Below are 17,506 nucleotides of genomic sequence, written 5' to 3' on the forward strand. Positions count from 1 at the left end.
GTCAGGTCCGCGTCGCCTGCCACGTGCCGCTGCACTGGTCTCCGGAAATGATGCCCCTCCAGGAGCCTGCCCCCGCCGCACCGCCGAGTCGACCGCCGCCGGCGGCGTGCGAGGCGCCGACCGACACCTGGACCGCAACGGCGCCGCCACGATTGACCGTGCCGGACACCCGGCCGCCGCCGGCCGACGACACCCGGCTCCCGGTGACGGTGAAGGGGACGCTGTAGCCCGAGCTGCAATTGCCGCGGGTGGTGGCGAAAGTGACATTCCAGACACCGTCATAGCTGCGGATGCGGGCATCGGCCGTCGACGGAACGGCGGCAGCAGCAAGCACGGCGAGCAGCGCCAGATGGCGCGGACGGGCGACGACAGACAAAAGCGATTGGGAAAAATGGGCCATTTTGGTCCTGCTCGAGCCACACGACTTGGACAAGGATGTAGTAACTCCGAATAGTCGGCGCCCGGGTTCGGGCGGTTCATCGTTGCCAATTCGCCCGTTCTCTGTCATAAGCCCGGCCTTCATCGCCCGGCTGATTAAGGGCTGCCGTGGCGGTGTTTCGTGCGGGTTTCGCGCTTGTTCGTAAAACCTGAGCACAATCAACGCTCTAACGAGCATTTTTGACGGCCAGCCGCCTTCGCGGGCGGAACTCTGTGGCCATTAGGAGAGCCAAATGCCCAAGCTGAAGACCAAATCGGGCGCTAAAAAGCGCTTCAAGGTGACTGCCACCGGCAAAGTGATGTTCGCCCATCGCGGCAAGCGTCACGGCATGATCAAGCGGACGAAGAAGCAGATCCGTCAGCTCCGCGGCACATCCGTGCTGTTCAAGACCGACGGCGACAACGTCAAGAAGTACTTCTTGCCGAACGCCTGATCGCGTCCAGCGATCGTCGAAGATCATTGCCATCCGCGCCGCGCCTTTCGCGGCGATCCCAAACCGAAGTCATCTCTGAAGGATTTTTGTCATGTCTCGCGTCAAACGCGGTGTGACCGCTCACGCCAAGCACAAGAAAGTCTACAAGGCCGCCAAGGGCTTCTACGGCCGCCGCAAGAACACCATCCGCGCCGCCAAGCCGGCCGTGGAGAAGGCCCAGCAGTACGCGTTCCGTGATCGCAAGCGCAAGAAGCGCACCTTCCGCGCGCTCTGGATCCAGCGTCTCAACGCTGCCGTCCGTCCGTTCGGCCTGACCTACAGCCGATTTATCGACGGTCTCGCCAAGTCGGGCATCACCGTGGACCGCAAGGTGCTGTCGGATCTCGCGATCCACGAGCCCGCGTCGTTCCAGGCCATCGCCGAGAAGGCCAAAGCCGCCCTCGCGGCGTAATACGGCAAGGCTGCTCTGGCAGCCTGGGGCTTGCGCTAGCGGGCCTTCGAGCCCGCAGCCTTCAGCGCGCGTTGCGAGTAACGCTGGGCGACCTCCGCCCGGCAGAATGCCGTAAACGAGAGATACATGGTGCCGGACTTGTTCCGGTACTTGACGTCGCACGCGTGCATCTCGCGCTTGTAAGCCTGCGTTTGTGCGGCACTGAGGCCGGGCTTGAAGTCCGCCTCGCATTTCTTTTCGACGGCGGCACCGAGCTGGACGTCGCCGCTCGCGGTCAGCTCGCAATCCCTGAAGACCTTCATCGCGCTCTCGCAGCTCTTCTGCGCGCTGATGGTGTCGGCGACCTCGTCCAGCGTCATGGACGTGTCCATGCAGACCATGGCGCGCGTCGGGGTGGCCGCGACCGACAGGACGATGGCCACGACGGCAAGGGAAGCGGCACGGCAGCATTTCGAAAGCATCGCAAAGGTCTCCTCGTATCCCCCTTGGTGCCCGGCCCCCGCGCGAGGTTCAACCCAGCTGGTCCCATGCCCGAAATGACCGGCTTTTTGCTTGACGTTACGGCCTTCGGGCGGCGACAACCCAGCCGAATTTGGCAGCAAGGATTTGACTGTGTCCGACCTCGCAACGCTCGAAACATCCATCCTCGACCAGATCGCCGGCGCCGGCGATGAAGCCGCGCTCGAAGCGGTGCGCGTCGCAGCCCTCGGCAAGAAGGGCTCGATTTCGGCGCTGCTTGCCACGCTCGGCAAGATGTCGCCCGACGAGCGCAAGACGCAAGGTGCGGCGATCAACCTGGCCAAGGACAAGGTCACCGAGGCGCTCGCCGCGCGGCGCGACCTGCTGAAGTCCGCCGCGCTCGATGCGCGGCTGGCATCCGAAACAATCGACGTGACCTTGCCTCTGCGCGATGCCCAGGCCGAAGCCGGCCGCATCCATCCGCTGAGCCAGGTGTGGGACGAGCTGACCACGATCTTCGCCGACATGGGTTTCTCGGTCGCCGAAGGCCCCGACATCGAGACCGACGACTACAACTTCACCAAGCTGAATTTTCCGGAAGGCCATCCGGCGCGCGAGATGCACGACACGTTCTTCTTCCATCCGAAGGAGGACGGCTCGCGCATGCTGTTGCGCACCCACACCTCGCCGGTGCAGGTGCGCACCATGCTGAGCCAGAAACCGCCGATCCGCGTGATCTGCCCGGGCCGCACCTACCGCATCGATTCGGATGCGACCCACACACCGCAATTCCACCAGGTCGAAGGCCTCGTCATCGACAAGCATTCGCATCTCGGCCACCTCAAATGGATCCTGCACGAGTTCTGCAAGGCGTTCTTCGAGGTCGACCACATCAACATGCGCTTCCGGCCGTCGTTCTTCCCCTTCACCGAGCCGTCGCTGGAAGTCGACATCCAGTGCCGCCGCGACAAGGGCGAGATCCGCTTCGGTGAGGGCGAGGACTGGCTCGAGATTCTCGGCTGCGGCATGGTGCACCCGAACGTGCTGCGCGCCTGCGGCATCGATCCCGACGAGTACCAGGGCTTTGCCTGGGGCATGGGCATCGACCGCATCGCCATGCTGAAATACGGCATCGCCGACCTGCGCCAGCTGTTCGACAGCGACGTCCGCTGGCTCAACCATTACGGCTTCAAGCCGCTCGAAGTGCCGACACTCGCGGGAGGGCTGAGCTCGTGAAATTCACCCTCTCCTGGCTGAAGGATCATCTCGACACCGACGAGCCGCTGGAAAAGCTCGCCGACAAGCTCACCATGATCGGGCTCGAGGTCGAGAACATCGAGGACAAGGCGAAGGCGCTGAAGCCCTTCACCATCGCCAAAGTGATCTCGGCCGAGCAGCATCCCAATGCGGATCGCTTGCGCGTCTGCATGGTCGACACCGGTGACGGTGGCGCGCCGGTGCAGGTCGTATGCGGTGCGCCGAATGCGCGCGCCGGGCTCGTCAGCGTGTTCTCAGCCCCCGGCACCTACATTCCCGGCAAGGACATCACGCTCGGCGTCGGCACCATCCGCGGCGTCGAGAGCCGCGGCATGCTGTGCTCGGCGGCCGAGCTGCAGATCTCCAACGACCACGACGGCATCATGGAATTGCCGGCGGATGCGCCGATCGGCGCGGGTTACGCCGAATGGGCGGCCCTTGGCGATCCCGTGATCGAGATCAACCTGACGCCGAACCGGCAGGATTGCACCGGCGTGCACGGCATCGCACGCGACCTCGCCGCCGCCGACATGGGCAAGTTCAGGGATCCCTCGATCAAGCCGATCAAGGGCGAATTCCCCTGCCCGGTGAAGGTCACGGTCGAGGACGCCGCGCTGTGCCCGGGCTTCGCGTTGCGCCTCGTGCGTGGCGTGAAGAACGGCCCGTCGCCGGAATGGCTGCAGAAACGGCTGACCGCGATCGGGCTGCGCCCGATCAATGCGCTGGTCGACGTCACCAACTTCATAACCTACGACCGCGCGCGTCCGCTGCACGTGTTCGACGCCAAGAAGGTGGTGGGCAATCTCGTGGTTCGCCGCGCCCGCGACGGCGAGGCGCTGCTCGCGCTCGACGGCCGCGCCTACAATCTCGATCCCTCGATCTGCGTGATCGCGGACCAGCACGGCGTCGAATCGCTCGCCGGCATCATGGGCGGCGAGGCCTCGGGCTGCGACGAAAACACCACCGACGTGCTGATCGAATCGGCGCTGTGGAACGAGATCAACGTCGCCCAGACCGGCCGCAAGCTCGGCATCAACTCCGATGCGCGCTACCGCTTCGAGCGCGGCGTCGACCCGGCCTTCATGGTCCCGGGACTGGAGCTCGCGACGAAACTCGTGATGGAGCTGTGCGGCGGCACGCCGTCGGAGAACGTCGTGGTGGGCAAGACCTTCGGCGACGATCGCGTGATCGATTTCCCGCTCACCGAGGTCAAGCGTCTCTCCGGCATCGAGGTGCCGCAGGTCGAGATGAAGCGCATCCTCACCCATCTCGGCTTCATGATGGCGGGGCCCGGCCCCGTGGTGAAGGTCGCAGTGCCGTCGTGGCGTAGCGACGTGCATGGCAAGGCCGACATCGTCGAGGAAGTCGTCCGCATCTACGGCGTCGAGAAGGTGCCGATGACGCCGTTCGAGCGCGGCGAGGATGCGCGCAAATCCGTGCTGACCCCGCTGCAGCTTCGCACCCGCCGCGCCCGGCGCGCGCTCGCGAGCCGCGGCATGATCGAAGCCGTGACGTGGTCATTCATCACGAAGCCCGCGGCAAAGCTGTTCGGCGGCGGCCAGCGCGAGCTCGAAGTCGCCAACCCGATCGCCGCTGATCTCTCGGACATGCGTCCGAGCCTGTTGCCGGGCCTGGTGGCAGCCGCGCAGGCCAATGCCGATCGCGGCTATGGCGACGTCGTGCTGTTCGAGGTCGGCCAGGTCTTCAAGGGCGACCGTCCGCAGGATCAGTTCATGGCGGCGAGCGGCGTGCGCCGCGGCCTTGCGTCGTCGGACGGATCGGGACGGCACTGGTCGGGCTCGGCGCAGGCCGATGTGTTCGACGCCAAGGCCGATGCGCTGGCGGTGCTGGCCGCGGCCGGCGCGCCGATGCAGGCGCTCCAGATCGTCGCCGGCGGTCCCGCCTGGCTGCATCCGGGCCGCTCCGGCACCATCCAGATCGGCCCGCAGAATGTGCTCGGCACCTTCGGCGAGATGCATCCGCGCGCGCTGGAGGCCCTCGGCGCCGACGGCCCGCTTGTCGTGTTCGAAGTCACGCTCGACCGCATTCCGGAAGCCAAGAAGAAGCCGACCCGCGCAAAGCCGCTGATCGAGCTGTCGGCGTTCCAGCCGGTGTCGCGCGACTTCGCCTTCATCGTCGACCGCGCCGTGAAGGCCGGCGACATCGTGCGCGCCGCGCAGGGTGTCGACAAGAAGCTCATCACCGGCGTCAACGTGTTCGACGTCTACGAGGGCAAGGGCATCGACGACGGCAAGAAGTCGATCGGCATCGCGGTGACGATCCAGCCGCGCGAGAAGACGCTGACCGACCAGGAGATCGAGGCGGTTGCCGCGAAGATCGTGGCGGAGGTCACGAAGAAGACCGGCGGCTCTCTGAGAGCATGACGCCGAAAATTGCGAAGCGGTTTTCGGACGACGTCATGCTCAAGAGTCATAAAGCATGATGCCTACGGACTTCCTTCCCAAAGATGTCAGTCTCACCATCGCGATGGCGCTCTGCGCCATCGCTTTCGTTTCAGGCACTGCGCGCGGCTTTTCGGGCTTCGGCTCGGCGCTGATCTTCATGCCGCTGGCGAGCAGCGTCGCGGCGCCGCGGCTGGTTGCTGCGCTTCTCCTGGTGATCGATTTCGTCGCGGCGGCGCCGCTGCTGCCTGATGCGTGGCGGAAGGCGGATCGCAAGGCGACCGCGGTGATCGTGCTGGGCGCGCTGGTCGGCGTGCCCGTCGGCACCTATTTCCTCAGCGTGCTCGAGCCCGTCACCACGCGCTGGATCATCTCCTGCTTCGTCGCTGCGCTGCTTCTGCTGCTGCTGTCGGGCTGGCGCTATCGCGGCAAGGACCATGCCTGGCTTTCGGTCGGCATCGGCGGCCTCTCCGGCTTTTGCAGCGGACTGGCGCAGACCGGCGGACCGCCGATCGTCGGCTATTGGCTCGGCCGCCCCATCGCTCCCATCGTGGCGCGCGCCAACATCGTGCTGTTCTTCGGCGCGTCCGATTTCTTCTCGATGGTCAGCTATGCCACCACCGGCCTGATCTCGCGCGAGTCGCTGCTGCTGTCGCTGATCGTCGGGCCGGTCTACGCGATCGGCGTCGCCTTCGGCGCGTCCCTGTTCGGCCGCGCGAGCGAGATCGTGTTTCGCAGAATCTGCTATGCCCTGATCGCGATCGCTGTGATCACCGGGTTGCCGGTGCTGGACGGGGTGCTGCGGTAATCTCCGCCGTCGTCCCCGCGAACGCGGGGACCCATAACCCCAGGGAGAAGTGATCGGGCGAGGTGATAACTCCGAGTCTTCGCCAAACCACTTCCTGTGGTTATGGGTCCCGGATCTGCGCTTCGCTTGTCCGGGACGACGGCGGAGTTTGTTGCGGCTTGGTTGCCTCTGCCCTACTGCCTCAGCGGCGACGCTTCTTCGTCGACTGCGTCGGCACTTCGGCCGGCTCGTCCTTCAGCGCACCAATTTTACGGAGCGCGGCGTCGGCCGCGCGCTCGCCGCTGTCCCAGGCGCCGTCGACCGTGCCCCACAGCGTCTCATGCGTGGCTTCGCCGGCGAGGAACACATTGCCGATCGGCTCGCTCAGGATTTTTCGCGACAGCTGGCCGCCGGGAGAGGCTGCCGACATCGCGCCCATGACATAGGGCGAGGCATTCCAGCGCGTCACGGCGGTCTTCTGCACATTGGCGGCCGCTTCGCTGCCGAACAGCTTCGTGATCCATTCCCTGGCGAAGGCCACCATTGCCTTCTCGCCCTGCTCGGAGAGATCGCGGCCGAACGAGCCGCCGACGTCGATCGAGCACAGCGAGGACCCGCCGATATTGGCGAACATCAGCGCGGTGCGCGTCGAGTTGCTCTGCTCGATCAGGATGTCGTCGCGCGAGAGCCCGAGCGGATTTCCGGGCAGTTGCAGCACGATGTGATCGTAGCTGCCGAGCGTGAGCTTCGACGCAGCATCGAGCGTGCGCTTGGGAATGTCGGGCGCAAACTTGATCGCACCGCTCATGAGCACGTTGGTCGAAACCGTGATGATGGCCGCGCGCGCGGCGATCTTGCCCGCTTGCGTCTCCACGCTGACGTCGCGATTGCTCCAGACGACCCGGCTGGCCGGGGTCGAAAGCACGACCGGCGCCTGCTCGCCCAGCTTGGCAATGAGGGTGCCGAGACCCTGGCGGCAGGCGATCGGAGCGTTGCGGTCCTGCGCACGCGCCTTGTCGATCGCCGACAGCTCTTTCAGGTCCTTGCCGGCAAAGCTCGCACCGAGCACGAACTCGGCGGCGCCCGCCCAATCGCCGAGCTCTTTTGGCAGGACCGATGCGCAGGACGTGTCGAGCTTGCCGCGCGCGGCCTCGTCGATGGCACGGTTGGCGCGCACCAGCGCTGCCAAAAACTCCTCGGTCTCGCCCGCGCGGGCATTGCGGCGGCCGATGCGCATCTTCTGGCCGGACGGTGCCGGCGAGACATCGAGCCCGGCACTGCGCGCCAGCCGGATCATCGGGTTGGTGTCGGGATTGTGCATCCAGCGCGCGCCACGATCGAACGGGACGTCGAAGGTGGTGCTGTCGGTGATGCAGCGCCCGCCGATTTGCGACGCCGCCTCCACCACGACGACCTTGCGATTGGCCGCCATGACGCGCCGCGCTGCAGCGATGCCGGCCGCACCTGCGCCGATCACGACAATGTCAGCCTCGCGCGGCAGGGGTGCGGCAGTTGCGCCCAGGACCGGCATCGCAGCAAAGGCCGCCGACGCCGATAGGAAGCTGCGGCGCGTGATTGTCATGTCATGGTTTCCGGAGACTTGCAGCGAACGGGAACAGCAAGCGAACCTTGCCGCATCTGATGTTGCGCAGCAACCATCATGGTGAATCAATCGTGCTTGACCTCACAGACCCATGAACTGAATTGCAACAGGTTTCGACCATGATACAGATGGAAAAAAGATGGCCAGAAAGGCCCAGGGGGAGTTCATGGGGACGGTCCTAGATTCAGTCGGCAAGGTGATTGCCGCGTACCTCTCGAAGGAGGTGCCGGGCTACGAGCCGTTCACGCCGAGCGACCCCGAGCACCTGCGCGGCGTGATCCAGCCCGGCGACGTGATGCTGGTCGAGGGCAACAACCGCATCTCCGGCATCATCAAATATCTGACGCAGTCGACCTGGTCGCATGCCGCGCTCTATGTCGGCCCGGTCGAGGGCGCGGTCGAGCCCAACGGCGAGCCGCATGTGCTGATCGAGGCCAATATCGGCGAAGGCGTCACCTCCGCGCCGCTGTCAAAATATTTTCCGTACCACACCCGCGTCTGCCGCCCGGTCGGGCTGTCCTATGAGGACCGCACCACGGTGTGCCGCTATGCGATCAACCGCATCGGCTTCGGCTACGACACCAAGAACATCATCGATCTGATGCGCTTCCTGTTCCCGCTGCCGATACCGCAGCGATGGCGGCGGCGCATGATCGCGATCGGGTCGGGCGATCCGACCAAGATCATCTGCTCGGCGCTGATTGCGCAGGCCTTCGACGCCGTGCGCTATCCGATCCTGCCGAAGATCACCAAGGCCGGCAGCCGTGCGGCCCGCCGCGAGATCCTGCACATCCGCGATTCCTCGCTCTACATGCCCCGCGACTTCGACATCTCGCCCTATTTCGAAGTGGTCAAACCCACCATCGTGCACGGCTTCGACTACACAGCCTTGCACTGGGCCGACAAGCAAAAGCCGCTCGAGGAGGTAGCGGGCTCATTCGGTGTGTTTCCAGAAACGCTCCGTGCGCCGCCGCTCGTTCCTGAAGCGATTGACGAAGAAGCGCCGGCTGAGGTTTCGGCTGAGCAAGTGAGTGCGGAAGCGGTTCAACGCGACGCCGACTCCGAGCGTTTCCCGCTGCTGAAGCGGCTGGCGATGTACCGCCCACGGCGCCGCCGGCTAGCTCGCGAAAGAGCTGCATAAACAGCAATCGTCCCGGCGAAGGCCGGGACCCATACCGCGTGATCTAACGCTTGCTGACGGTAGAAGTACAGAACAACGAGTCTTCGCCAAACCACTCCCTGTGGTTATGGGTCCCGGCCTTCGCCGGGACGACACCTGTGGGTGTGGCGCGATATCGCTTTTCCACAGTTGCTGCGCTCGCAATGAGATCGCGCCCTACCGCTCCGCCCGGCCAATCACCGCCATCAGCTCCGCAATCTTCTCGCGCTGATCCGCCTTGTCGCCGCTCGCGATCGCATGCTCGACGCAATGGGCGACGTGGTCCTTCAAGACCTCTTCCTCGACACGGCGTAGCGCGGCGCGCACCGCCGAGATCTGCGTGACAATGTCGATGCAGTAGCGATCTTCCTCGACCATTTTCGACAGGCCGCGAACCTGGCCCTCGATCCGGCCGAGACGTTTTCCGACGGATGCCTTGATGTCCTTGCGCATGGGGTCTATATACCCCTACCGGGTATAGGTTACAAGGCCGGAGTGCAGGAATGAACGACGCGGACCACGAGCATCATCACGAGGGGAACACGCATTCCGGATGCGGCTGCTCCGCCAAGACCGCCGCGCCTCCCAAACCCGCGGCCTCGTCCTGCTGCGGCGGCCATGGCGGTGATGCCGGCCATGACCACCATCACGCCCACGACCATGGAACGGCCGCGGCAAAGGTTCTTGATCCCGTCTGCGGCATGACGGTCGATCCCGCGACGTCAAAGCACCGCTTCGACCATCACGGCGAGACCTTCCATTTCTGCTCGGCCGGCTGCCGCACCAAATTCGCCGCCGATCCGGCAAAATATCTCGCAAAGGACAAGGCGCCCGAGCCGGAGATGCCGGCGGGCACGATCTACACCTGCCCGATGCATCCGGAGATCCGCCAGGTCGGACCCGGCAGCTGCCCGATCTGCGGCATGGCGCTGGAGCCGGAGGTCGCGAGCCTGGAGACCGGACCGAATCCGGAGCTCGCCGACATGACGCGCCGGTTCTGGATCGGCGGCGCACTGGCGCTGCCGCCTGTCATGCTCGAGATGGGCGGGCACCTCGCAGGCCCGCACAACTGGGTCGACCCGACACTGTCGAACTGGATCCAGCTCGTTTTCGCCACGCCCGTGGTGGTGTGGGCCGGCTGGCCGTTCTTCGTCCGCGGCTGGCAATCGCTGCTGACGCGCAACCTCAACATGTTCACGCTGATCGCGATGGGCACGGGCGTGGCTTATGTCTACAGCCTGATCGGCACCATCGTGCCGCAGATTTTCCCCGCCACTTTCCGCGGCCATGAGGGCGCGGTCGCCGTCTATTTCGAAGCCGCCGCGGTCATCACCGTGCTGGTTTTGCTCGGCCAGGTTCTGGAGCTGCGCGCCCGCGATGCCACCTCGGGCGCGATCAAGGCGCTGCTTCAGCTCGCCCCGAAAACCGCGCGGCGTGTCGATGCCGATGGCGGCGAGCATGAGGTCGAAATCGACGCCCTGCACGCGGGCGATTCCTTGCGCGTACGTCCCGGCGAAAAGGTGCCGGTCGACGGCGTCATTCTCGAGGGCCGCTCCTCGCTCGATGAATCGCTGGTGACCGGCGAATCCATGCCCGTCACCAAGGAGGTTGGCGCCAAGGTGATTGCTGGAACGCTCAACCAGTCGGGCAGCTTCATCATGCGCGCCGACAAGGTCGGGCGCGAAACACTGCTGTCGCAGATCGTGCAGATGGTCGCGGATGCACAACGTTCGCGCGCGCCGATTCAGCGACTGGCGGACCAGGTCGCCGGCTGGTTCGTGCCGACGGTGATTGCCGTCGCCGTCGCAGCCTTCGCCGCATGGGCGTGGTTCGGCCCGGAGCCGCGGCTCGCCTTCGGCCTCGTCGCCGCCGTCAGCGTGCTAATCATCGCCTGCCCCTGCGCGCTCGGACTGGCGACCCCGATGTCGATCATGGTCGGCGTCGGCCGCGGCGCGCAGGCCGGTGTCCTGATCAAGAATGCCGAGGCGCTGGAGCGGATGGAGAAGATCGACACGCTGGTGATCGACAAGACAGGCACGCTGACCGAGGGCAAGCCCAAGGTGGTCGCGATCGTGCCGGCATCCGGCTTTGCCGAGGATGACATCCTTCGGCTTGCGGCCAGCGTCGAGCGTGCCAGCGAGCATCCGCTCGCCGACGCGGTCGTGCGCGCGGCCAAGGAGAAGCAGATCGCGCTGAGCCAGGTCGACGGGTTCGACTCGCCGACGGGCAAGGGCGCGACGGGCAAGGTCGACGGCAAGAGCATCGTGCTCGGCAACGCCAAATATTTTGCTTCGATCGGCATCGATACCAGATCACTCGACGCCGAGGCTGAGCACCTGCGTGGCGACGGCGCCACCGTCATCAACATGGCGATCGACGGTCGGCTCGCCGGACTGTTTGCCATCGCCGACCCGGTCAAGGCTTCGACCCCGGAGGCGCTGAAGGCGCTCGCCGCCGAAGGCATCAAGGTGATCATGCTGACCGGCGACAACCGCACCACGGCGCAAGCCGTCGCGCGCAGGCTCGGCATCGCCGACGTCGAGGCCGAGGTGCTGCCGGACCAGAAGAGCGCGGTGGTGACAAAGCTGCAAAAGGCCGGCCGCAGCGTCGCGATGGCTGGCGACGGCGTCAACGACGCCCCGGCGCTGGCTGCAGCCGAGGTTGGCATCGCCATGGGCACGGGGACGGACGTGGCGATGGAAAGCGCCGGCGTCACGCTGCTGAAGGGCGATCTCACCGGCATCGTCCGCGCCCGAAAGCTGTCGCAGGCGACGATGAGCAACATCCGGCAAAACCTGTTCTTCGCCTTCATCTACAACGCCGCCGGCATCCCGATCGCCGCCGGCATCCTCTATCCTGCCTTCGGCGTGCTGCTGTCGCCGATCATCGCGGCCGCCGCGATGGCGCTGTCCTCGGTCAGCGTGGTCGGCAATGCGCTGCGGCTTCGGGCGACAAAGCTATAGCGGAGCTGCTACGGTCGACGGATAGAGACCAGGCGCGCGGAGAGGACCTGATGCAGCGGATTACGATCACGATCGAGGACGATTTGCTGGCGGAGATCGATGCCGCGGCCGAGGCGCGCGGCTACCAGAACCGCTCGGAGATCATTCGCGATCTCGCCCGCGCCGGCCTGCAGCAATCGAGCGAGGACACCGCCCAGACCGGCCCCTGCGTCGCCGGCCTTGTCTATGTCTACGACCACGCCGCCCGCGATCTCTCAAAACGGCTGGTGCAGGAATTCCACGGCCACCACGACCTCGCGCTGGCGACGCTGCACGTCCATCTCGACGACAACAATTGCATGGAGATGACGGCGCTGAAGGGCGATGCCGCCGAGGTCAAGCATTTCGCCGACCACATCATCGCGGAGCGCGGCGTGCGCTATGGACGTGTGGTGATGATCCCGACGGGGGAAGGCAAGCCGGCCAAGGTGCGGAAGCACGGGCATCGGCATGAGTAGGTTAGACTAGCAGAGCGGGCCACTCTTACCCTCCCCTGGAGGGTAAGCAAGATCACGCCGCCTTCGCGGCGCTCCCGCCCGGCAAGCCTGCTCGCGCGAGGCCGCCATAGAGCTGCTCGTTCGGCATCTCCTCGCGCAGGATCTTGCGGACCGCGATCAGCCTGTCGAGATCGATGCCCGTCGCAAAGCCCTTGCTCTCGCACAGGAACACGAGGTCTTCGAACACCACATTGCCGGTCGCGCCGGGCGCGAAGGGGCAGCCGCCGAGGCCGCCGAGCGAACCGTCCAGAATCCGCGCGCCTTCATCCAGCGCGGCGGATGCATTGGCGATGCCCATGCCGCGGGTGTCGTGGAGGTGGATACAGATCGGCTTCGATCCCGAAAGCTTGACTGCGCCGCGGGTCAGCTCCGCCACCTGCTTCGGCCCCGCGTAACCAACGGTGTCGGCGATCGCGACGAAATCGACGCCGGCCTCGAGGCACTTGTCGACCAGACGCAACACCTCCGCAGGATCGACCGCGCCGGTGATCGAGCAGCCCAGCGCCATCGAGATCGCGGCATTCACCAATGGCTTGTGGGCGCTGGCGTCGCGCATTTCGCAGAGACGCTTCACATTGGCGATCGCGGAGTCGCGCGAACGATGCGCATTGGCCTGGCTGTGCTCCTCCGTCGCCGACACCACCGAGGCGATCTCGCCGACGCCGGATTCCAGCGCCTCGTTCACCCCGCGCTCGTTGAGTGCCAGCGCGATGCCGTGGGCCCCCGGCAGGCTCGCCACCGTCATGACGACATCGCGGACATCGACGAATTGCGGAAAGGTCTTTGCCGGCAGGAATGAGCCGACCTCGAAATGCCGCACGCCGGCCGCATATTCCTCACGCACCCAGCGTTGCTTGGCCTCGGTGGAGGGAAACTTTTTAACGAGCTGAAGACCGTCGCGCAGGCCGACCTCGCGCAGGCTGACGCGGTCCGCGGGGTAGATGGTCTCGATCCGGCTCATGTGCGCCTCCCAGCGGCTTTTGACGTGACGTCGTTGTTGTCGATCTCGGCGCGGACCGCCGATGTGTCGGCGCCGAGCGGCGCGACCTTCAGGCCTTCGCCGAGATGGTCGCCGTTCCACTCGATCGGCAGCGTCGGCACATGGAACGGCTTGCCGTCGGCGGTGACGTTGGTGACGAGCCCGCCCGGCCGCAGCACATGCGGATCGCTCAGGAGGTCCTCGGGCCGGTTGATCGGCGAGAAGCAGATGTTGAGCGCGTCGAGCCTTTGCGACAGCTCCGCCACGTCGCGTTGCCGGATGATCTCGGCCACGCGCGGCAAGATCCGCGGCCGCGCCAGGATGCGATCGGTCGTGGTGCGCAAGGTGGGATCATCGAGAAACTCGCTCAGGCCGAACTCCCGGCAGAACGCCTGCCAATGGCCCTCGGTGACGACGCCGATGAAAATGCGGCCGTCGCCGGCGGCATCGAAGATGTCGTAGATCGGCCAGGCATGTTCGCGCTCCGGCATCGAGCGCGGCTTGTTGCCGGTCATCTCGTACTCGACCATGTGCTGGGCGACCAGGAACAGGCAGTTCTCGAACAGGCCGATGCGGATGTCGGCGCCGTCGCGTTTTCCCCCGCGCTTCTGATAGAGCGCGGCGAGAATCGCGATCACGCCGAACATGCCGCCCATGATGTCGTTGGCGGAGGAGCCGACCCGCTGCGGCTTCTCCTTCGTGCCGGTCATGGCAGCGAGGCCCGACATCATCTGCACGACTTCGTCGAGCGCGGGGCGATGCTCATAGGGGCCGGACAGAAAGCCCTTGTGGCCGGCGATGATCAGATGCGGATGGCGGCGGCGCAGTTCCTCGGCACCTAACCCTTGCTTCTCGAGCAGGCCGTCACGAAAATTCTCCAGGAACACGTCGGCTGTTTCCAGCAGCCGGTGCATGGTGTCGCGATCCCCTGGCTTCTCGAAGTCCAGCACCACGCTGCGCTTGCCGCGGTTGAACAGCGGGAAGAATGCCGTGCCCATGCCGCCGAGTGAGCGGGTCTTGTCACCGGCGGGCGGCTCGACCTTGATCACGTCGGCGCCGAGTTGCGCGAGGATCATGCCGCAGGTCGGGCCCATGACCATGTGCGTCATCTCGACGACTCGTACGCCTTCGAGCGGCAATCCGGTCTCAGCCATCCGTCACTCCTGTCCGTTCGGCTTGAAGACTAGGCCTTCACAAGCCTTCTTAAAAATATAATCTGTCGAAGATTGCCTTCGCACTTATAGAACGCTGGACCATCATGGATTCGCGCCAGCTCCGCTACTTCATCGCCGTCTACGAGCAGCGGAACCTGTCGCGCGCGGCCGACCAGGTGAATGTCGCGCAGTCCGCGCTGAGCCATCATATCTCGAATCTGGAAGCCGAGTTCGCAACGCCGCTGTTCGAGCGCAAGTCGCGCGGCATGGACCCGACCGCGGCCGGCGAACGGCTCTACGAGCACGCCCGCATCATCCTGCGCGCGATGGCGGAAGCCGAGACCGAGGTGCGCGAGGGCGCCCGCGTCATCGCCGGCGAGATCTCGATCGGCATGGCCAATTCCGGCGTCAAGGCGATCGGCGTCGAGCTGATGCGCACGGTGCTGACCAAATATCCCAAGCTCAAGCTGTCGCTGACCGAGAGCCTGTCGGGCGCGACGCTGATGCACCTGATGATCTCCAATGTCGATCTGGCGCTGGTCTACAACCCGCCGTCGGAGAAGGAGCTGATCACGGAAGCTGTGCTTGAGGAGGAGATGTTCCTGGTCGGCATTCCAAAACTGGTCGGCAAGACCAAAACGCCGATCCGTTTCGAGGAACTGAGCCGGCTGCCGCTGATCCTGCTGCGCTACGGGCTTGGCCTGTCCTCGCGTGCGCTGCTCGACGACCCCGTGCTGCTCAAGCGGCTGGAAGGCAGCGCCATCCTGCACGCCAACTCGATCACGGGCATGACCGGCGCGCTGGTGGAGGGGCTCGGCTGCACCATCGCGACCAAGCTGTTTGCGCGGGAGGAACTCGCCGCCGGCCGCCTGGTCGCGCGCGAGGTGATCGCCCCGAAACTCACCCGCACGCTCTATCTCTGCCGCCTGCGCAACCGTCCGATGACCTACGCGATGGAAGAGATGCGGCGGTTGATACTGGCCCTGATCGCCGAGCAGGTGCGCGCGGGGGCCTGGCAGGCGGAGCTGGTGGGGTAAGGGGGCGACGGTGCTGCACTCCCTCTCCCGCTAGCGGGAGAGGGCTGGGGTGAGGGTATCTCCTCATCGGGATTGTCCCGTTGCGGAAAGAACCCTCACCCGGCGCTGCGCGCCGACCTCTCCCGCAAGCGGGCGAGGTGACCGAGCGTGCCGACCGACTGTCCTGCCCCATCAGCCTGAGTTCGAAAATCTCGAACGCTTCCATCGATATGTTCTTCTGGATTTCCGGCATCGACCCGCCAACATGGCGCGGTCCGGCAAGGCTTACGAAAAACCTCAGAGATGAGCCGCCGGGAACCGCGCGCGATCCGCGCGCCACGGGAGGACTTCATGAGCGTTGTCGGCATCGACACAGGCTTTGAGCTCGGCGCTGCACCATCCGGACCGGACGAGATCTCGCGGCGGCTCGAAGCGATGCCGGCGACGGCGTACATCTGGCGGCTCGTTATCCTGCTCTCGCTCGGCGGCTGTTTCGAGATCTACGATCTGTTCCTGACCGGCTATATCGCGCCGGGGCTCAGCCGCAGCGGATTGCTCTCCACGACGACAACGGCCTTCTTCGGTTTCTCCGGCATCGGCGCCTTCGTCGCTGCGACCTTCGCCGGCCTGTTCGTCGGCACCTTCTTCCTCGGCTTCCTCGCCGACCGTTTCGGCCGCCGCGCGATCTTCACCTGTGCGCTGCTCGGCTACAGCGCGGCGTCGGTGATCATGGCCTGCCAGACCTCATCGGAAGGCCTGCTGCTCTGGCGCTTTCTCGCCGGAATCGGCATCGGCGTCGAGGTCATCACCATCGATGCCTACATCACCGAGCTGGTGCCGAGCCGGGTGCGTGGACGCGCCTTCGCGGTGAACCAGTCGATCATGTTCATCGCTGTGCCCGTGGTCGCCTTCCTCGCCTGGTGGCTGGTGCCGCTCGCGCCTTATGGCGTCGAGGGCTGGCGCTGGGTGGTGCTGATCGGCGCCGCCGCCAGCATGATCATCTGGGTGCTCCGGTTGTTCCTGCCGGAGAGCCCGCTCTGGCTGGCACGCCATGGTCGCGCCGAGGAGGCGTTCCGGATTCTCGCGACGTTGGAAGCCCGAAGCGGCGCTACCGCACCGGGCCCCGCACCCTCGCTCGCACCGCCGGCGGCGCACACCCTCGCACGCATCGGCTTTGCCGACCTGTTCCGCCCGCCTTATGTCTCGCTCGTGGTCCTGTTCATGGTGTTCAACCTCTGCCAGGCGTTCGGCTTCTACGGCTTTGCCAATTGGGTGCCGACGCTGCTGGTGGAGAAGGGCATCACCGTCACCAAGAGCCTGCAATATTCCTTCATCGTCGCCGTCGCCTATCCGATCGCGCCGCTGCTCGCCGCCAGCTTCGCCGACAAGTTCGAGCGCCGATGGATCATCGCCGGCGCCTGCATCGCCATCATCGTGTTCGGCATGGCGTTCGCGCAATTGACCGAGCCTGGATTGCTGATCGTCTGCGGCGTGCTGTTGACGGCCTGCAACACGACAATGTCCTACGCCTATCACGCCTACCAGACCGAGGTGTTCCCGACCCAGATCCGCGCGCAGGCCTCCGGCCTCGTCTATTCGATGAGCCGGCTGAGCGCGACATTCTCCGGATTCATCGTCGCCTACATGCTGAAGGAGGCCGGCGTCGTCGGCGTGTTCGGCCTGATCACCGTGGCCATGCTGATCGTGGTGATCACGATGGCGCTGTTCGGCCCGAACGTGCGCGGCAAGGCGCTGGACACGGTGTAGCCGCGGTCCATCCACGCGTCATTGCGAGTGCAGCGAAGCAATCCAGAATCTTTCCGCGGAGACAGTCCCTCACCCTAACCCTCTCCCCGTAAGGGCGGGGA

At 65.5% G+C, this 17,506-nt stretch carries 16 protein-coding genes; 10 read left to right on the top strand and 6 right to left on the bottom strand.

Translation table 11 applies throughout. From position 1 onward, the window contains the following. Window position 1: 1 nt before the first annotated feature. Window positions 2–400: a hypothetical protein gene (locus NLM32_RS00705; protein WP_254127319.1), complete on the bottom strand. Its 399-nt coding sequence runs from the start codon at window positions 398–400 to the stop codon at window positions 2–4. Window positions 401–671: 271 nt separating this feature from the next. On the opposite strand from NLM32_RS00705, the gene rpmI reads away from it, so the two are divergent. Then, window positions 672–872, top strand: a complete 201-nt coding sequence (rpmI, locus tag NLM32_RS00710; protein ID WP_027535561.1) for a 50S ribosomal protein L35 — start codon at window positions 672–674, stop codon at window positions 870–872. Between the two features lie 91 nt (window positions 873–963). Next, a complete protein-coding gene (rplT, locus tag NLM32_RS00715) occupies window positions 964–1,323 on the top strand; it encodes a 50S ribosomal protein L20 (RefSeq protein ID WP_014490867.1) in 360 nt (119 codons plus the stop codon). A gap of 35 nt (window positions 1,324–1,358) precedes the next feature. On the opposite strand, the gene NLM32_RS00720 is transcribed toward rplT, so the two are convergent. Beyond that, entirely contained in the window at window positions 1,359–1,784 is a 426-nt protein-coding gene (locus NLM32_RS00720) for a hypothetical protein (protein ID WP_254127320.1), read from the bottom strand. A gap of 151 nt (window positions 1,785–1,935) precedes the next feature. On the opposite strand from NLM32_RS00720, the gene pheS reads away from it, so the two are divergent. The 3 genes from pheS to NLM32_RS00735 are packed head-to-tail and all read left to right on the top strand — an operon-like array spanning window position 1,936 to window position 6,249. Next, window positions 1,936–3,018, top strand: coding sequence for a phenylalanine--tRNA ligase subunit alpha (gene pheS, locus NLM32_RS00725; RefSeq protein ID WP_254127321.1), 1,083 nt, complete (start codon window positions 1,936–1,938; stop codon window positions 3,016–3,018). Next, window positions 3,015–5,423: a phenylalanine--tRNA ligase subunit beta gene (pheT, locus tag NLM32_RS00730; RefSeq protein ID WP_254127322.1), complete on the top strand. Its 2,409-nt coding sequence runs from the start codon at window positions 3,015–3,017 to the stop codon at window positions 5,421–5,423. Before pheS ends, pheT begins: the two co-directional genes overlap by 4 nt. Before the next feature lie 55 nt (window positions 5,424–5,478). Beyond that, the gene (locus tag NLM32_RS00735; protein WP_254127323.1) at window positions 5,479–6,249 is read left to right on the top strand and encodes a sulfite exporter TauE/SafE family protein; all 771 of its coding nucleotides are present in this window, start codon (window positions 5,479–5,481) and stop codon (window positions 6,247–6,249) included. 181 nt (window positions 6,250–6,430) lie between these two features. On the opposite strand, the gene NLM32_RS00740 is transcribed toward NLM32_RS00735, so the two are convergent. Further along, window positions 6,431–7,810, bottom strand: coding sequence for an NAD(P)/FAD-dependent oxidoreductase (locus NLM32_RS00740; RefSeq protein ID WP_254127324.1), 1,380 nt, complete (start codon window positions 7,808–7,810; stop codon window positions 6,431–6,433). A gap of 187 nt (window positions 7,811–7,997) precedes the next feature. Between NLM32_RS00740 and NLM32_RS00745 the strand changes: the two genes are divergently transcribed. Then, window positions 7,998–8,972 (top strand): YiiX/YebB-like N1pC/P60 family cysteine hydrolase, encoded by a 975-nt coding sequence (locus NLM32_RS00745; protein WP_254135173.1) that lies wholly within the window; start codon window positions 7,998–8,000, stop codon window positions 8,970–8,972. Between the two features lie 195 nt (window positions 8,973–9,167). Here NLM32_RS00745 and NLM32_RS00750 read toward each other — a convergent pair whose 3' ends face one another. Further along, complete coding sequence (locus NLM32_RS00750) at window positions 9,168–9,443, bottom strand: metal-sensitive transcriptional regulator (protein ID WP_007598521.1); 276 nt, start codon at window positions 9,441–9,443, stop codon at window positions 9,168–9,170. Between the two features lie 50 nt (window positions 9,444–9,493). Between NLM32_RS00750 and NLM32_RS00755 the strand changes: the two genes are divergently transcribed. Both NLM32_RS00755 and nikR read left to right on the top strand, forming a co-directional pair. Beyond that, window positions 9,494–11,953 carry a heavy metal translocating P-type ATPase gene (locus tag NLM32_RS00755; protein WP_254127325.1) on the top strand — a complete coding sequence of 820 codons (2,460 nt, stop codon included), beginning with the start codon at window positions 9,494–9,496 and terminating at the stop codon, window positions 11,951–11,953. A gap of 50 nt (window positions 11,954–12,003) precedes the next feature. Then, the gene (gene nikR / locus NLM32_RS00760) at window positions 12,004–12,450 is read left to right on the top strand and encodes a nickel-responsive transcriptional regulator NikR (protein ID WP_254127326.1); all 447 of its coding nucleotides are present in this window, start codon (window positions 12,004–12,006) and stop codon (window positions 12,448–12,450) included. Between the two features lie 52 nt (window positions 12,451–12,502). On the opposite strand, the gene NLM32_RS00765 is transcribed toward nikR, so the two are convergent. Next, window positions 12,503–13,450, bottom strand: coding sequence for a hydroxymethylglutaryl-CoA lyase (locus NLM32_RS00765; protein WP_254127327.1), 948 nt, complete (start codon window positions 13,448–13,450; stop codon window positions 12,503–12,505). Further along, complete coding sequence (locus tag NLM32_RS00770; RefSeq protein WP_254127328.1) at window positions 13,447–14,622, bottom strand: CoA transferase; 1,176 nt, start codon at window positions 14,620–14,622, stop codon at window positions 13,447–13,449. The genes NLM32_RS00765 and NLM32_RS00770 overlap by 4 nt, the downstream gene beginning before the upstream one ends. 104 nt (window positions 14,623–14,726) lie before the next feature. Between NLM32_RS00770 and NLM32_RS00775 the strand changes: the two genes are divergently transcribed. Together NLM32_RS00775 and NLM32_RS00780 are read left to right on the top strand one after the other, a co-directional pair. Next, on the top strand, window positions 14,727–15,659 hold the full coding sequence (locus NLM32_RS00775) for a LysR family transcriptional regulator (protein WP_254127329.1): 933 nt from the start codon (window positions 14,727–14,729) through the stop codon (window positions 15,657–15,659). A gap of 330 nt (window positions 15,660–15,989) precedes the next feature. Then, window positions 15,990–17,405, top strand: coding sequence for an MFS transporter (locus NLM32_RS00780; RefSeq protein ID WP_254127330.1), 1,416 nt, complete (start codon window positions 15,990–15,992; stop codon window positions 17,403–17,405). The last annotated feature ends 101 nt before the right edge of the window (window positions 17,406–17,506 follow it).

This window comes from Bradyrhizobium sp. CCGUVB14, from assembly GCF_024199935.1.
GTDB lineage: Bacteria > Pseudomonadota > Alphaproteobacteria > Rhizobiales > Xanthobacteraceae > Bradyrhizobium.

Excerpts from the sequence above, each read along its gene's own strand:
- NLM32_RS00765 (WP_254127327.1), bottom strand. The coding sequence starts at position 13,450 with ATGAGCCGGATCGAGACCATCTACCCCGCGGACCGCGTCAGCCTGCGC.
- NLM32_RS00780 (WP_254127330.1), top strand. The coding sequence starts at position 15,990 with ATGAGCGTTGTCGGCATCGACACAGGCTTTGAGCTCGGCGCTGCACCA.
- NLM32_RS00745 (WP_254135173.1), top strand. The coding sequence starts at position 7,998 with ATGGGGACGGTCCTAGATTCAGTCGGCAAGGTGATTGCCGCGTACCTC.
- NLM32_RS00740 (WP_254127324.1), bottom strand. The coding sequence starts at position 7,810 with ATGACAATCACGCGCCGCAGCTTCCTATCGGCGTCGGCGGCCTTTGCT.
- nikR (WP_254127326.1), top strand. The coding sequence starts at position 12,004 with ATGCAGCGGATTACGATCACGATCGAGGACGATTTGCTGGCGGAGATC.
- NLM32_RS00775 (WP_254127329.1), top strand. The coding sequence starts at position 14,727 with ATGGATTCGCGCCAGCTCCGCTACTTCATCGCCGTCTACGAGCAGCGG.
- rpmI (WP_027535561.1), top strand. The coding sequence starts at position 672 with ATGCCCAAGCTGAAGACCAAATCGGGCGCTAAAAAGCGCTTCAAGGTG.
- NLM32_RS00735 (WP_254127323.1), top strand. The coding sequence starts at position 5,479 with ATGATGCCTACGGACTTCCTTCCCAAAGATGTCAGTCTCACCATCGCG.
- NLM32_RS00720 (WP_254127320.1), bottom strand. The coding sequence starts at position 1,784 with ATGCTTTCGAAATGCTGCCGTGCCGCTTCCCTTGCCGTCGTGGCCATC.
- NLM32_RS00770 (WP_254127328.1), bottom strand. The coding sequence starts at position 14,622 with ATGGCTGAGACCGGATTGCCGCTCGAAGGCGTACGAGTCGTCGAGATG.
- rplT (WP_014490867.1), top strand. The coding sequence starts at position 964 with ATGTCTCGCGTCAAACGCGGTGTGACCGCTCACGCCAAGCACAAGAAA.
- NLM32_RS00705 (WP_254127319.1), bottom strand. The coding sequence starts at position 400 with ATGGCCCATTTTTCCCAATCGCTTTTGTCTGTCGTCGCCCGTCCGCGC.
- NLM32_RS00755 (WP_254127325.1), top strand. The coding sequence starts at position 9,494 with ATGAACGACGCGGACCACGAGCATCATCACGAGGGGAACACGCATTCC.
- NLM32_RS00750 (WP_007598521.1), bottom strand. The coding sequence starts at position 9,443 with ATGCGCAAGGACATCAAGGCATCCGTCGGAAAACGTCTCGGCCGGATC.